Origin of the sequence: Paenibacillus sp. TAB_01 (assembly GCF_043945595.1) — a bacterium.
Lineage (GTDB): Bacteria > Bacillota > Bacilli > Paenibacillales > NBRC-103111 > Paenibacillus_S.
In genome coordinates this window covers 6,049,040-6,063,749 of sequence record NZ_JBIFNP010000001.1, presented here as the reverse complement: position 1 = coordinate 6,063,749, position 14,710 = coordinate 6,049,040, and the positions used below count along the sequence as shown (strand labels likewise).

The 14,710-nt window shown below is 53.8% G+C and carries 11 protein-coding genes and 1 pseudogene; 6 read left to right on the top strand and 6 right to left on the bottom strand.

What is annotated here, in order from left to right:
• The first annotated feature begins 96 nt into the window (after positions 1–96).
• Positions 97–1,377 carry a Gfo/Idh/MocA family protein gene (locus ACHHV8_RS29535; RefSeq protein ID WP_395162855.1) on the top strand — a complete coding sequence of 427 codons (1,281 nt, stop codon included), beginning with the start codon at positions 97–99 and terminating at the stop codon, positions 1,375–1,377.
• A 174-nt stretch (positions 1,378–1,551) separates the two neighbouring features.
• Here the strand turns inward: ACHHV8_RS29535 and ACHHV8_RS29530 are convergent, their stop codons facing one another.
• Positions 1,552–2,697: an AI-2E family transporter gene (locus ACHHV8_RS29530; RefSeq protein ID WP_395162854.1), complete on the bottom strand. Its 1,146-nt coding sequence runs from the start codon at positions 2,695–2,697 to the stop codon at positions 1,552–1,554.
• Between the two features lie 216 nt (positions 2,698–2,913).
• Between ACHHV8_RS29530 and ACHHV8_RS29525 the strand changes: the two genes are divergently transcribed.
• On the top strand, positions 2,914–3,330 hold the full coding sequence (locus ACHHV8_RS29525) for a VOC family protein (RefSeq protein WP_395163660.1): 417 nt from the start codon (positions 2,914–2,916) through the stop codon (positions 3,328–3,330).
• 98 nt (positions 3,331–3,428) lie between these two features.
• Here ACHHV8_RS29525 and dctA read toward each other — a convergent pair whose 3' ends face one another.
• From dctA to ACHHV8_RS29500, 5 genes and pseudogenes are all read right to left on the bottom strand, one after another.
• Complete coding sequence (gene dctA / locus ACHHV8_RS29520; RefSeq protein ID WP_395162853.1) at positions 3,429–4,733, bottom strand: C4-dicarboxylate transporter DctA; 1,305 nt, start codon at positions 4,731–4,733, stop codon at positions 3,429–3,431.
• Between the two features lie 110 nt (positions 4,734–4,843).
• A complete protein-coding gene (locus tag ACHHV8_RS29515) occupies positions 4,844–6,280 on the bottom strand; it encodes an NAD-dependent malic enzyme (protein WP_395162852.1) in 1,437 nt (478 codons plus the stop codon).
• A gap of 603 nt (positions 6,281–6,883) precedes the next feature.
• Positions 6,884–8,047, bottom strand: a complete 1,164-nt coding sequence (gene trpB, locus ACHHV8_RS29510; RefSeq protein WP_395162851.1) for a tryptophan synthase subunit beta — start codon at positions 8,045–8,047, stop codon at positions 6,884–6,886.
• A gap of 86 nt (positions 8,048–8,133) precedes the next feature.
• Positions 8,134–8,904 carry a response regulator gene (locus ACHHV8_RS29505; RefSeq protein ID WP_395162850.1) on the bottom strand — a complete coding sequence of 257 codons (771 nt, stop codon included), beginning with the start codon at positions 8,902–8,904 and terminating at the stop codon, positions 8,134–8,136.
• A gap of 349 nt (positions 8,905–9,253) precedes the next feature.
• Positions 9,254–10,865: pseudogene (locus ACHHV8_RS29500) on the bottom strand (ATP-binding protein).
• Positions 10,866–11,014: 149 nt separating this feature from the next.
• Here ACHHV8_RS29500 and dctP (ACHHV8_RS29495) point away from each other — a divergent pair.
• From dctP (ACHHV8_RS29495) to ACHHV8_RS29480, 4 genes are all read left to right on the top strand, one after another.
• Positions 11,015–11,569 carry a TRAP transporter substrate-binding protein DctP gene (gene dctP, locus ACHHV8_RS29495; protein ID WP_395162849.1) on the top strand — a complete coding sequence of 185 codons (555 nt, stop codon included), beginning with the start codon at positions 11,015–11,017 and terminating at the stop codon, positions 11,567–11,569.
• An 11-nt stretch (positions 11,570–11,580) separates the two neighbouring features.
• On the top strand, positions 11,581–12,099 hold the full coding sequence (gene dctP, locus ACHHV8_RS29490; RefSeq protein ID WP_395162848.1) for a TRAP transporter substrate-binding protein DctP: 519 nt from the start codon (positions 11,581–11,583) through the stop codon (positions 12,097–12,099).
• A gap of 337 nt (positions 12,100–12,436) precedes the next feature.
• Positions 12,437–12,919, top strand: a complete 483-nt coding sequence (locus tag ACHHV8_RS29485) for a C40 family peptidase (RefSeq protein ID WP_395162847.1) — start codon at positions 12,437–12,439, stop codon at positions 12,917–12,919.
• Between the two features lie 212 nt (positions 12,920–13,131).
• The gene (locus ACHHV8_RS29480) at positions 13,132–14,706 is read left to right on the top strand and encodes a spore germination protein (RefSeq protein ID WP_395163659.1); all 1,575 of its coding nucleotides are present in this window, start codon (positions 13,132–13,134) and stop codon (positions 14,704–14,706) included.
• Positions 14,707–14,710 lie beyond the last annotated feature (4 nt).

Sequence of the window (14,710 nt, the reverse complement as noted above, 5' to 3'; positions counted from 1 at the left end):
CTTTATAAAATGATTGATAAAATCATAAAAAATGATTGAATCAGTCATAATGGTGCGATATGATTTCAATATATCGCTATAAAGGAGAGGATTCAGTTGACAGCTACAGCTTCAGCCCCGCTGACGGCGGTTTTGATCGGAGCGGGACAACGCAGTACGATTTATGCTTCTTATTCGGAGAAGAAGCCCGATGCGCTTCGAATCGTCGGGGTGGTGGAGCCCGATGCCGAGCGGAGGCGGCTTGCCGCAGCCCGTTTCGGCATCGCCGAGGACCGCTGCTTCGATACGTTGGAAGCTCTGGTTTCCATCCCGCGCATCGCCGATGCGGCGATTAACGGCACGATGGATGAACTGCACGTGCCGACGACGATTCCGCTGCTCGAAGCGGGCTATGATGTGCTGCTGGAGAAGCCGATCGGCGTCACGGAGGAGGAAGTGCTGGAGCTGGAGCGGAAGGCGGAGCAGTACGGGCGTACGGTGATGATATGCCATGTGCTGCGGTACGCGCCTTTCTACACGGCGATCTATAAGCGTCTTGCGGCTGGGGAAATTGGGGACATCGTCAACATCCAGACGTCGGAGCACGTGAGCTACCACCATATGGCCGTCTCCTTCATCCGTGGCAAATGGGGCTCCGAGGCCAAATGCAAATCCTCGATGCTGATGGCTAAATGCTGCCATGATCTCGACTTGCTTACCTGGCTCAACGGCAGCGCGCGTCCGGTATCGGTTTCCAGCTTCGGCAGTCTGATGCAGTTCCGAGCGGATAAAGCGCCGGCAGGAGCGGGAACCCGCTGTCTGTCGGACTGCGGGATTGAAGAGTCCTGTCCGTACTCGGCACGCAAAAATTACATCGATCAAGGCCGATGGGGCTTTTATGTATGGAACAATTATCATCTCGGAGCATCGCCGAGCCTGGAGGAGAAGCTGGAATCGCTGCGAACGGATAATCCGTACGGGCGCTGCGTATGGCACTGCGACAACGACGTCGTCGATCATCAGTCCGTCATTATCGAATTCGATAACGGCAGCACGGCCAGCCACAATATGATCGGAGCGACGGCCAAGCCCTGTAGAATCCTTCATATCATCGGAACGAAGGGGGAAATTCAAGGAGTGATGGAGGACGGGCATTTCATCGTCCGCCATTTTGATCCGACTCCCGGGCAAGGCTATACCGAGGAGCATGTTCATCTGGAAGCAAGCGAAGACGGGCATGGCGGGGGCGACCTCAGGCTGGCCGAGGATTTTGTTCTGACGCTGCGGGGAGACGAGGCGTCCTCAAGCTCGACGACGCTGGAGAAGTCCATCTCCGGCCACCGGATCGGTTTTGCCGCTGAGCGTTCGCGGCTGGAAGGCCGTGTGGTTAGAATTTAATCTGGATGGGCGGATGGCCCTCTAGTGATTTTCCTGAAAAAGACGCTTCCATACCCACGTCCATCGTGGTTTTGGAGGCGTCTTTATGCGAAAGGTCAGATGGCTCGAGCGGGATGGCGGCGCGGCTGCTGGACTATTTTATACTGTGAAATGTTCACGGCATCAACAAAAGACTCAACGATCCGGGCTGATTTCGTACAAGCCGGACCGCTTTTTGAACCATTGAAACAAATGAGAGACGACTACCTTCAGCACGGCATAGCCGGGGACGGCGAGAATGATGCCCACAAGCCCGAACAGATTGCCCGCGGTCAGAATGACGAAAATGATCGTGACCGGATGGATGTGCAGCGATTTGCCCATAATTTGCGGCGAGATAAATTTGCCTTCAATCAGCTGGACGAGCGTCCAGATGACCACCATCTTGAGCAGCATGACCGGCGAGGTGACGCTTGCCACAATCAAGGCGGGGGTGATGGCGATAGCCGGGCCCAGATAGGGGACGATGCTGGTGCAAGCGGCAATGACGGCAAGGACAAGCGAGTAATCCAGGCCGATTACGTTATAACCGATAAAGAGCAGAAATCCGATGCAGAAGCTCACGATGATTTGCCCGCGGATGTAGGAGCTGATCTGATGGCTCATTTCCTCCATGACCCGGTAGGTCGTATTGCGTAAGGCGATCGGCAGAAACGATAAAATATAAGGCGGAAGCAATCTTCCGTCGATAAGCAGATAGAACAAGATTAAAGGAACGGTCGCTATGGCCAGAATCGTTTCGGTCAGCGCACCGAGAAAGCCGCTCAAGCTGGACCAGGTATGGTTCAGCATGGCTGTCAGACGGGATGAGATCGTGTCGACCAGCTCGTCCGTATGGATATCGATCGTGCTGGTCAGCTGGTTCACAAAGTTGCTTCCGATCAGCTGCTCCATCTGCAGGTTCAAGGTGCGGGTATAGTCGGGGATATTCTCCACGAGGCCAAGCACTTGTTCCTTGATCAGCGGAATGACCGTGCCGATTGCCAGCGCAAGGATGCCCAGAATGACAATATAGAGCACAAGGATGGAATAAGCGCGCCGGACTTTTCTGGCTTCAAGAAAATCGACGATCGGGTTTAGCAGGTAGTAGAGCACCCCGGTCAGAATGAGCGGAAGCAGAACCGTCTTGAGCAGAATAAGCAGCGGCGTAAAAATAAATTTAATCTTGGTCAGCACGAAAATATTGAGTCCCACGAGCAGTAAGATGAACAAAAAGCTTATAAATTTGTTGTTAAACAGCAGCAGCTTGAACCGCTCCGACCAAAGCCCCGTTGTACGCATCGTTACATTATCCTCTCCGACCGATAAGATGAACTGGTTGCTTGTAACCAGTATGGACAATTATTACCCTAAATAACGAGCGATATGAACAAAAACAAAAGACAAACGACTCGCTGCATCCAGCAATCCATAAGAAATGTGTCCTGCTGTTTAAATTTATAATAGAGAAGTGCAGGGAAGGTGAACAACCCTAATTCTAATGAAGAGGTGATCGAGATGGCATTTCAGGCTCAGCAAACCTTCGTAAATTTACCGGTCAAATATTTGAAGCGATCGATCGATTTTTATTCCGCGCTAGGCTTTGAGTTCAATCCCCAATTTACCGACGATAAGGCGACTTGCATGATAATTAACGCCAACACGTTTGTGATGCTTCTGGTAGAAGATTTCTTTCAAACCTTCCTGACCAAGGAAGTGGCGGACGCTTCCAAAAGCACGGAAGTCATTGTAGCGATTTCGGCGGACAGCCGGGCACAGGTAGACGACATTGTAAACAAGGCGCTTGCGGCCGGCGGTAAGCCCTCCAAGGAACCGGCCGATCACGGTTTCATGTACAGCCGGAGCTTTCAAGACGTGGACGGCCATTTGTGGGAATTGTTTTATATGGAGCCCGGCGCAGCGGAGCAAGCCTAAGGCAAGAGGACGTAAGAGGCAAGGCCAAGGCGCACAAAAGAAAAAGGCAAACGGATCAGCTGCTTCTGTCCGTTTGCCTTTTGTTTTTTTGGTGATAACTACCCGAGCAGCTTCGGTTCTGCGGCGTAAGCTCCGTCGATGGCAGCTTCCTCCGTTGTTTCGATGACTTGGTTCGGATCGAATTGGCCTTCCATCTTCGCGATAACGACGGTTGCGACGCTGTTGCCGACCAGGTTCGTAATGGCGCGGGCTTCGGACATGAAGCGGTTCACGCCAAGCAGCAGGGCCATGCCTTCCATCGGAATAACGTTGCCCGGAATGGCGGCGAGCGTCGCGGCCAAAGTAACGAAGCCGGAGCCGGTAACGCCTGCGGCGCCTTTGGAGGTAAGCATCAGTACGCCGAGCAGCGTAAGGATCTGCACCCAGGACATTTCCACGCCATAAGCTTGAGCGATGAACAGCGCAGCCATGGACAAATAAATCGACGTGCCATCCAGATTGAACGAATAGCCTGTAGGAACTACCAGACCGACGACGGACTTGGAACAGCCATATTTCTCGAGCCGCTGCATCAGTCGGGGCAGGGCGGACTCGGAGGAGGAGGTGCCGAGCACGAGCAAAATCTCTTCTTTAATAAATTTAAGCAGATTCATAATGCGGAAGCCGTACATCCGGGCAATGCCGCCCAATACAAGCAGCACGAACAAAAGCATCGTAATGTACACGGAACCCATCATTTTACCCAGCGAGAACAGCGAGCCGATTCCGAATTTACCGATGCTATAAGCCATGGCGCCGCCTGCGGCGAATGGCGAGAAGCGCATGATCAGGGCAACGAGCTTGAAGAAAATTTCATTCATCTTTTCAAAAAACGAAGTAACCGGTTTCACACGGTCGCCGAGCATAGACATGGCCAGACCGAACATCACGGAGAAAAAGAGCACCGGCAGCATTTCGCCTTTGGCGAAGGCGCCGACCATACTGTCAGGAATAACGCTAAGGAGAAAATCCATGAAGCCGTGCGGCGTTTCGGCAGCCTGCTTCGCATATTTGGCGACCTCGGCAGCGCTGTTGCCGACTTTGCTGACATCCATGCCGGTTCCTGGGCGGATCACGTACATGACGGCAACCCCGATCGCCATGGCGAAGGTGGTTACGATTTCAAAGTAGAGCAGCGCTTTACCGCCGATGCGGCCGATTTTTTTCATATCGCCCATGTTGGCAAAGCCAATGACGATGGTGAAGAAAACGATCGGTGCGATAACCATTTTGATCATTTTGACGAAAATATCTCCGAGCACCTTCAGCTGTACGCCGAAGCCCGGAAAAAATTGACCGATGGCAATACCGAGCACGATAGCGAGCAGCACCTGCACGGTCAGGTTTTTCAGATTGATTCTCATAGCAATCCCTCTTTTCGTAAGTTAGGTCGGCAGGAATGGAGAACACATGGATGAAATAGGACTCCCCCGTCAGCCTGATGCAGCACTGGCTTCAGGGGGCTGGAATTTCTTTAAACGGTTACTGGCTTCGGCAGGGCCGGTGCCGCCTTGCGGGCTACGCCGGATGCATATGCGGCTTGAATGACCGCTTCACGTACGGATTCCACAACCGAAGCGTTAAACACGCTCGGAATAATATAGTGCTCGTTCAGCTCCTCGTCGCTGACGACGGAAGCGATCGCTTTGGCGGCGGCGAGCTTCATCTCTTCGGTCACGCGGGAAGCGCGGCAGTCGAGAATCCCGCGGAAGATGCCGGGGAAGCACAGCACGTTGTTGATCTGGTTCGGATAATCCGAACGGCCTGTCGCCATAACGCGGACATAAGGCTCGGCCTCTTCCGGCGAAATTTCCGGCGTCGGATTCGCCATCGCAAACACGATCGGGTCCTGGGCCATTTGCTGCAGGTCGGTCACCTTCAGCACGCCCGGGCCGGATACGCCGATGAATACGTCCGCGCCGCGGATGACCTCGGAGAGCGCCCCGCTCAAGCCGTCGGGATTCGTATTCTCCGCGTACCACTGCCACGCGCGGTTCTCGTACGATTCGCCGCGGACGATGGCCCCGGCGCGGTCGACGCCGATGATGTTGGTAACGCCGGCAGCGAGCAGCATTTTGGAGCAGGCGATACCGGCGGCGCCGATGCCGCAGACGACGATCTTCAGATCCTCCATCCGTTTGCCGACAAGCTTAACGGCATTAAGCAATCCGGCAAGCAGGACGACGGCGGTGCCGTGCTGGTCATCGTGGAACACGGGAATGTCCAGCTCCTCGATCAGCCGCTGCTCGATTTCGAAGCAGCGGGGGGAAGAGATGTCTTCCAGGTTGATGCCGCCGAACGAAGGGGCGATCGCTTTGACGATCCGGATGATTTCTTCCGTATCCTGCGTATCCAGGCAGATCGGGAAGGCGTCGACGCCGGCGAACTGCTTGAACAGCACGGCCTTTCCCTCCATGACAGGCATCGCGGCTTCCGGTCCGATGTTGCCGAGTCCGAGAACGGCGGAGCCGTCGGATACTACGGCGATGGTATTGCGCTTGATCGTAAGCGAATGGGCCCGCGATGGCTTCTCGTGTATTGCCATACATACTCTTGCGACGCCCGGCGTATAGACGCGCGACAGGTCGTCGCGGTTTTTGATCGGCGTTTTCGGCGTCGTTTCGATTTTGCCGCCGATGTGAAGCAGGAACGTCTGGTCGGAGACATGGAGTACTTTGACTCCGTCCACAGCGTTAACGGCTTGAACGATCAGGTCGGTCTGCTTTTGGTCGTACACGTTGACCGTAATATCCCGGACGGTAATCGTTTTGTCGGAACGGCTGACGTCAATTGCTATAATATCTCCTCCGGCGTCGCCAACAGCTGCGGCAACTTGAGCGAACGAGCTGGTTTCTTTATTCATCTCCAAACGGAGAATAATACTGGTGCTGGCACCTGACGGAATGGCCATGAAGTCCCTCTCTTCCTTTGCGTTCAATGAGCAAAATGATATGCCCATATGATATCGCTTACATGCTTTCATGGGAATGATTTGACCATAATGGTTGTTTTGGTCTTTTTGGTCATGGGAGAGAGGGGGCGAGAGGCATGAGGAAATGGAACGATCCATCGGTCTCTTTTTTATAGCCGGTTCCAATATATGGTATATTGAAGATATTAACTTCTCTAGGCGGAGGTGCTTATGAATCTTGCAATAGAATCTATAGAAACAGGGCTAAAGCTATTTGTGTTTATAATAGCTATTTCTCTACTCTTCACATGGGTAGGGTTCCTAGTCAATTCAAAGTAATAAATAGCAAGGTCTGCTGTTAACTGAGCGGGAACGATAGATCAATCTATGGCGAAGGGACTGTTCGAGGTAGTTTGGTCATGCGATGTTCATTACATAGATGAATCTAAAGGAAAACGTTAATTGAATAACAACAGCGGCAGACCCCGACTTTATTTCTAAGTCTGGGTCTGCCGCTGTTTCTTTTTAATGGATCAGTCTGAAAGTCATTTTTTAAGAGCTAACGATTTTATTAATTCAAGCCTCGTGCCCGTGAAAAACGAACTAGGACTTCAGCATATGGAATACTTGTTCGACGTCCTTGTCCCCGCGCCCGGATAAATTAATGATAATAATTTGATCCTTGCTCATCGTCGGGGCAAGCTTTTTGGCGTAGGCCACCGCATGGGCGCTTTCCAACGCGGGAATAATACCTTCGGTGCGCGACAGCTCCTGGAACGCCTCCAGCACCTCCTGGTTCGTCACCGTCACATACTCGGCGCGTCCCGTCACCTTCAAATGACTGTGCTCCGGTCCGATCCCCGGGTAATCCAAGCCTGCCGCGATCGAATAAGTAGGCTGCGGGTTCCCCTGCTCGTCCAGCAGCACCAGACATTTGAAGCCATGAATCACGCTGGGAACGCCGTGAGTCAACGTTGCCGCTTGGTCCGGCTCGACGCCGATCAGGCGAACCGACGGCTCGTCCAGATAATGCGCGAAGGCGCCGATGGCATTGCTTCCGCCACCAACGCAGGCCAGCACGGCATCGGGGAGACGGCCTTCCTTCTCAAGAATCTGCCGCTTCGACTCCTCGCTTACGACGGACTGGAAATGCTTGACCATCGTCGGGAACGGATGAGGGCCTACGGCAGAGCCCAACAAGTAAAAAGTATTTTTATAGTTTTGCACCAAATCGTTCAACGCTTCATCAACGGCGTCCTTCAAGCGGGCTTGTCCTTTGGATACCGGGACGACCTTAGCCCCAAGCAGCTCCATGCGGAATACATTTAACGCCTGCCGCCGGGTATCTTCGGCGCCCATGTAAATAATGCAGTCCATATTGAACATGGCGCAGGCGGTTGCCGTTGCGACACCATGCTGACCTGCGCCGGTTTCGGCAATGATCCGTTTGGCGCCCATTCGCTTGGCGAGTAAAATTTGGCCGACCACATTATTGATTTTGTGCGCGCCGGTATGATTCAAGTCTTCGCGCTTCAAATAAATTTTGGCTCCGTCCCACTTTTCGGTCAGCTGCTTGGCGAAGGTGAGCGGATTCTCGCGGCCGACATATTCCTTGAGATAATAACGGAACTCTTCATTGAATTCGGGATCGTCCTTGTACCGTTGGAACTGGGAGCTTAAATAATCCAGCACTTCCTGCAGCTCGGGGGGAACGAAGCTTCCTCCGAATTCACCAAAATAGCCTTCTTGCAAAGACGTCTGCGACATCACATTACCTCCACTATTTGGAATGAAAGCGTACGTCTTTATCTTAGGGAACGACCGGCAGGTTTGTCAAAGGAAAAGACCAAATTCTATCTGGAGGACAAAATATATTTGTTCACCGGTCTGCCGATACCGTATTGCAGGTCGAGCCGTACTTGGCCGTGCTTCTCCAGATAATCGAGATAGCGCCGGGCGGTGACGCGGGCAATACCTACGCCTTCGGCTACTTCCTCTGCCGACAGCGGTGTGCTGCAGACGGACAGAAATTGGACGATCTGCTTCAGCGTGAGCGCCTGCAGCCCCTTGGGCAGCTCCTCCAGAAGGCTTTCTGCCGCTCCTGCGGGAGCGTGGGAGGGGGCGCTGCCGGAAGCACCGGCGGCAGGCGAATCGGAGAGAGCATGCCCGAACAAAATATAATCCAGCTGCTGCTGGGAAATATTTTGAATCGCCTGCAGCGACTGCTTCTTCTGCCGAAACTGCTCCAGCGCCTGCTGGACGCGTTCGAATTTGAACGGCTTCATGATGTAATCGATGGCGCCGTTTTGCAGCATATGCTCGATCGTCTGCCTGTCGTTGGCGGCACTGATCACGATGACATCCACCGGCAAGCCTTCCGAGCGGATCGCCGTCAGCGTCTGCATCCCGTCCAGCATCGGTATGAAGATGTCGAGGATGAGCAAGTCGGGCTGCAGCGTCCGGACGAGGTCAAGACCTTCCTCTCCATTCGAGGCCGTCCCGATAATCCGGAAGCCGTCGACCTGCTCGACAAACTGCCGGTTCACCTCGCGGACCATCGGATCGTCTTCGACCAGAAGCACACGGTAGACGGGCTTGGCCATATCATTATTGGCCTGAGACATAGGGCAGCACCTCCGTAAGGAATATTATCATGTCAAAGCTTTGATCATGTGAAATTTTTATCTCTATAAAGAAGGCATACGAAGCTAAGACTAAAGTTCAGCATGGAGCACTCGAATCCCTGCGAGCTGGCGAACGATGCTATGAGCTGCTATTGCAGGCATGCGGGGACCGTAAACGGACCCGAGCCAGGGCAGCGGGGCGAGCAAGAGTATGGGCACAGGCACCGCCACCGGTACCGGTCAAGCCATTGAGCGGACATGCCGGTAAGCGCAATGGAATCCAAAGCATCCAACGCATCTATGCATCCAAAGGAAGGATCCCATGCCGGGTATCTTTACCCCGCAAAGGTCACGTTTCTGCCTGCTGCATCGGGAACGAAACCAGGAACGACGTGCCCTCGCCGGGAGCCGATTCCACCTGTACGGAACCGCCGCCCTTGTTAACGATCGACGCGATCAAATACAGTCCGATGCCCCGGCCGCTATCCGCTTCGGAGGGGGCTTTGGTCGTAAAGCCCCGCTCGAAGATGCGGGCCTTCGTCGCTTCATCCATGCCGCAGCCGTTGTCCTCGACCAGCACGGAGATGATATCGTCGTCCTGCTCGATGCTGACGAAGATCCGCCGGTCCTGCTGGCCGCGGGGCGTCTGATGCAGCGCGTCGAACGCGTTCTCGATCAAGTTGCCGAGCAGGACGACGAAGTCATGCTGGTCGAGCCTTGGCGGGAACCGTTTCAGCCGGCTTTGACGGTCTACCGTTACTTCGATGCCGAGCTCGCGGCCGCGGCTGATTTTGCCGAGCAGCAGCCCGCTTAAGCTGTCGTTACGTACCGCCTGGCTTAAGAAACGGGTCAGCTCTTCCTTCTGCTCTGTAATTTCGAACAAATATTGCAGCGCCTTGTCCTTGCGGTCGAGCTGGATCAGCCCGCCGATCGTATGGAGCTTGTTCATATATTCATGGTTCTGCACCCGAAGCGCGTCGACGAAAGCTTTGACGCCGGTCAGCTCTTCGGCGATCCGTGTGACCTCGGTCCAGGTCCTGGAAGACGGCAACGGCACCGATCGTCTGATGGCTGACCTTGATCGGGATCCGGTTGCTCATAATCTGGGCTCCCCCGACGAACAGCTCCTGATTATAGACAGGGGCGTTCAGATCGAGAATTTCAGGGAGGCGCGTATCGGGAAGCACTTCCCGGATCGGTTTGCCGATCACGTCGCCGGAGATGCGCATCATTTCCTTGGCGCGGTCGTTGAAAATCGTGATGCGCTCCTCCTTGTCAATCGCGATCACGCCTTCGTGGAGGGCGTGGAAGGTGGCCGTGCGCTCGACGAGCAGCCGGGCGATTTCGTGAGGCTCCAGCTCGAACATCTGCTTCTTGATATGCTGTGCGAGCTTCCAGGAGCCCCAGATGCCGAACAGCAGCGAGAGGAGCAGCACGATGTAAGCTTGACCGCTCAGGTCAAGCAGCACCTGTCCGACCGTCGGCTGAATCCGGCCGACGAGCGCTACGCCGACCTGTACGTGGTCGGCGTTCATAATGGGCACGAAGGCGCGCAGCGCCGTGCCCAGCTCCCCCTTTGCCTTGGACACGTAAGTGTGCTCGGCAAAGGCGGAGCCTTCATCGGCCCCTTCGGATACGGTGCCGATGACGGACTCCACCGGGTGCGACAGCCGCACCCGGTGCATGTCCATAACAACGACGTAGGTGGCGTCGTTGATGATGCGGATGCGCTCGGCGGCCGTCTGGACGCCGTCCCGCGCATCGGGTCTTTCGATGCCGGCGATGACCTCCGGCATCTGCGCAACCGTGCGCGCCGTGACGAGCAGCCGGCGCCCGAGCTCCTCCTCCTTGAGGCGGACAATGCCGCCGAGGAGGATCGTGCCGCCGATGCACAGCGAGAAAAGAACGATGCCGAAGGAAAGCAGCGCGATTTTCCAGTTGATTTTCAGACGCGACAGCATACGGTTCCACGGCTCCTTCGAACGATTTAACTCCTACAATAAGTGAAAACGGCGGCGAACTCAACCTGACGCCGTATTTTCCGCGAACCGCTTTATGTTAAGATAGGCTTACATTTTAAGTGCAGGCAGGAAAGAGGGGGCTTACGGCCATGAAACCGATTCTAAGTATTCTGTTGTTCGTCTGCCTCGGATTGGCGGCCGCGGCCGGGATCGGCTTTTACCCTTCGTTTACCTTTACTCCGGTTGTGAGGGACGACGAGCAGCAGGGCTTCGACCAGGAGCTGGTCATTAAATTCAGTCACGTGGTGGCGGAGAATACGCCCAAGGGACTTGCCGCGCAGCGGTTCGCTCAATTGGTGAAGGAGAAGACGAACGGACGGGTGAAGGTAGAGGTGTTTCCTAACGGCGTGCTGTACAATGAAAGCGATGAGTTCGAGGCATTAAACCGGGGGGATGTGCAGATGATTGCCCCGGCGTTTTCGAATGTATCGGAGGTCGTTCCCGCCTTTGCGGCGTGGGACGTGCCGTTCGCCTTTCTAAGCAATGAAGCGCTGCAGGAGGCGTTTGACGGAGATATCGGCAGACGGCTGTTTGCCAAGCTGGACAAGGAGCATATGGTCGGCATGGCCTATTGGGGCAACGGTTTCAGGCAGATTACGAGCAATAAGGACCGCTGCTTCATCCCGCGGACTTCCAGGGCTTGAGGTTCCGGATTTTGCCCAGCCAGGTGATCGAGCTGTATTTCCACACGATTGGCGTGAAGACGGTGCCGATTCCGTTTAATGAGGTGTATAGAGCTCTGGAAGCGGGAACGGTGGACGGAGAGGAGAATTCCGTCTCCAACATTAACTCGAAGAAATTGTATCAGGTGCAGCGGTATATGACGTTAAGCAATCATTCTTATCTGGGCTATGCGGTATTAATGAACAAAGACTATTGGCGCAGCATCCCGAAGGAGCTTCAGAACGAGATTACCGCTGCGATGGAAGAGACGACGCAATGGGCGAATCAGAATGCCATCCGCATGAATGAGGAGCAGCTGAACGAAATCCGGCAGAGCGCGCATATGAATGTGATTTCGCTGACTCCGGAGCAAAGGGAAGAATGGATGCGGGCCTGGCAGCCTCTTTATAAGCAGTATGAGGGGCTGATCGGAAAGGAAATTATGAACGATATCCGCGGGCTGCAGAAGAAATATGGACCGCAGACCGAGCCGGCCGCCAAGGGGGAATAGACCGGTATATCATCGGTTATATCTATGAGTATATCACTTGGTATATACTAAAAACCCTTGATAATACAGCATTTTTGCTGCTTTCTTAGAGAAATGGGCTTGTCAACCCTGTAAAGATTAAAATTTTCTTATTTTCTTCTAATAAACAGCAAGAAAACCAGCCAAACCAGCAGGTTCCGCCCTGCCTGGTACATGTTGGTTTTTTTTCTTGTGCTATACTCGAAATGTGGTCAGGGAGACAACATCGCATGCAGCAGCATTCGATAGAGACATACCTGGTAGGAGCGTTGCATCATCTTCAGTACCAAAAAAATTTTTTACATCATGGGAGGCATCTATGAAATTTTTGAAAAATAAGCAGTTGGGTAAAACAATGATGGTCGCCACTGTCACTCTTTCAATGCTATTCTCTGGAACAGCCTTGATTCCATCGAACACGGCTTACGCGTACAGCTCATCGAAGGCGCAGAGTGTAATTAAAACTGCCAAGAAATATTTGGGAACGCCATATAAATTTGGTGCGCCGTCCGGGTCGAGCCGTTATTTCGATTGCTCTTCTTTTACACAATACGTGTTTAAAAAATACGGCATTAACCTGCCTCGCCAATCCGACGATCAGGCTAAGGTCGGTAAATATGTAAGCAAAAGCGACTTGAAGCCGGGCGATCTGGTATTCTTCTATTCCCCGATTCACCATGTCGGCATTTATATCGGTAACGGTAAAATGATCAATACGTACGGCAAAGGCGGCGTAAGAATCTCCGATATGAACGCAAGCACTTGGAAGAAAAGCTACAAAACAGCACGCCGTGTACTGTAGTAGTCTCATCCCCGTATATACAACCCCTCATAGCTCCTGATACAGAAGACAGCGAAAGCGCTGTCTTCTTGTTGTGCTTCCGTAAAGCTTCTGCGAACGCGTCAATTCTCCAAAGTCCGATGCCCCTGCAGTAGTATAATTTCCGGTATTTTCTGCAAAAATATACGAATCCAACCGTGTAATCCGTACGAGGAATGAGGCGTATGCCGTTGATCCGAAAATGGTTACGATTTAATAAATACAAGTCGGCGAAACAACAAGCGTCTATACAACAAGCAGCCCCTGAGTCCGGGAATCAGGAGGCTGCCATCGGTCCGCTGCTCGCAGATAATCTTGCGGAGCTGCGCAGCCGGTTTCTACATGCCCCGGATCTGGTCATACGTTCGTTTCTTCATGCCCAGAGCGGTCGTACGGCAGCGCTGGCTTATTTGGAAGGCATGACGGATAAAAATGCCGTGAATAATAACGTGCTGCGTCCGCTGATGTTTCCGACAGACGGCGGGGATCAAGCTCCTGATTTGGAAACGCAGCCTAATGTGCAGGTAAATGTAGGCAGTGTCAGAGAGATCTACCAATGGAATCATCTGGAGCATGCCCTCCTGCATGGGCGCAGTGTATTGATGCTGGACGGTATGGCAGCCGCACAAATGTACGACACGCAGGGATGGCCCCAGCGCGGGCTTGAGGACCCGCAGCTGGAAGCTTCCTTGAAGGGCGCGCATCAAGGCTTTATCGAAACCCTCGGGCAGAATATCGCGATGATCCGCCGGTATATTCCGAACCGGGAGCTCGTTATTAAAGAAATGATGGTAGGGAAGCGGGCGCCTGTGAAGTGCAGCATCGTCTACCTTAGAGATATTGCGAATCCGGAGCTTGTCGGAGAAATGGAAAACAGACTCCAGCAGGTGAACGTGGATTGCATATTAAACACAGGGGAGCTCGCGGAATACATTGAGGACAACCCATATTCGCCATTCCCGCAGTTTATTCTGACGGAGCGTCCGGACGGGGCGGCTTCCCAAATATTGCAGGGGCGTATCTGCGTCGTTCTGGACCGTTCTCCAAGCGTCTTGATCGGTCCGGCTTCAATCGTGTCGTTCTTCCAGAATATCGACGATTACAGCACCCGCTGGCCTGTCGCTTCGTTTATCCGGCTGCTGCGCTGCGCGGGTTTTTTCATCGCGGCGTTCCTGCCCGCCATCTATATTGCATTGATTTCCTTTAACCATGAAGTCATTCCGCTCTATTTGATCCTATCGATCGGCGAATACAGGGGACGCGTACCGTTCTCGCCTCTGGTCGAAGCGATGATTATGGAAATTACGCTCGAAATGCTGCGAGAGGCCGGAGTGCGCCTGCCCACGCCTATCGGGCAGACGGTTGGCATCGTGGGCGGTATCGTTATCGGGCAGGCGGCGGTTCAGGCAGGACTGGTCAGCAACGTCATGGTGGTTGTCGTGGCTTCTACGGCTATCGCTTCCTTTATTTTACCGAACTACGATCTGGCCTCGGCAATCCGGCTTGTCCGTTTCCCCATCATGCTGCTGTCCTCCATGTTCGGCATTGTCGGGATCGTCGTTGGAGCCATGGCGCTGCTGGGGCACATTATTTCATTGGAGTCGCTGGGGACGCCTTACGGCTCTCCGTTCGCGCCCATCCGATATGCCGACTGGAAGGACACGATTATGCGTCTGCCGTTATGGAAGATGCAGACCCGTCCTAAGGGCGTTCTGCCGCTCGATGAGCAGCGGATGGCGACGAAGCCGCCGGAAGGGGGGAGCTCTTGAGCTG

What these genes read in the sequence shown, in the direction of transcription:
- ACHHV8_RS29530 (WP_395162854.1), bottom strand. Translation starts at nt 2,697, where the DNA reads ATGCGTACAACGGGGCTTTGGTCGGAGCGGTTCAAGCTGCTGCTGTTT.
- ACHHV8_RS29525 (WP_395163660.1), top strand. Translation starts at nt 2,914, where the DNA reads ATGGCATTTCAGGCTCAGCAAACCTTCGTAAATTTACCGGTCAAATAT.
- dctA (WP_395162853.1), bottom strand. Translation starts at nt 4,733, where the DNA reads ATGAGAATCAATCTGAAAAACCTGACCGTGCAGGTGCTGCTCGCTATC.
- ACHHV8_RS29515 (WP_395162852.1), bottom strand. Translation starts at nt 6,280, where the DNA reads ATGGCCATTCCGTCAGGTGCCAGCACCAGTATTATTCTCCGTTTGGAG.
- trpB (WP_395162851.1), bottom strand. Translation starts at nt 8,047, where the DNA reads ATGTCGCAGACGTCTTTGCAAGAAGGCTATTTTGGTGAATTCGGAGGA.
- ACHHV8_RS29505 (WP_395162850.1), bottom strand. Translation starts at nt 8,904, where the DNA reads ATGTCTCAGGCCAATAATGATATGGCCAAGCCCGTCTACCGTGTGCTT.
- dctP (WP_395162849.1), top strand. Translation starts at nt 11,015, where the DNA reads ATGAAACCGATTCTAAGTATTCTGTTGTTCGTCTGCCTCGGATTGGCG.
- ACHHV8_RS29485 (WP_395162847.1), top strand. Translation starts at nt 12,437, where the DNA reads ATGAAATTTTTGAAAAATAAGCAGTTGGGTAAAACAATGATGGTCGCC.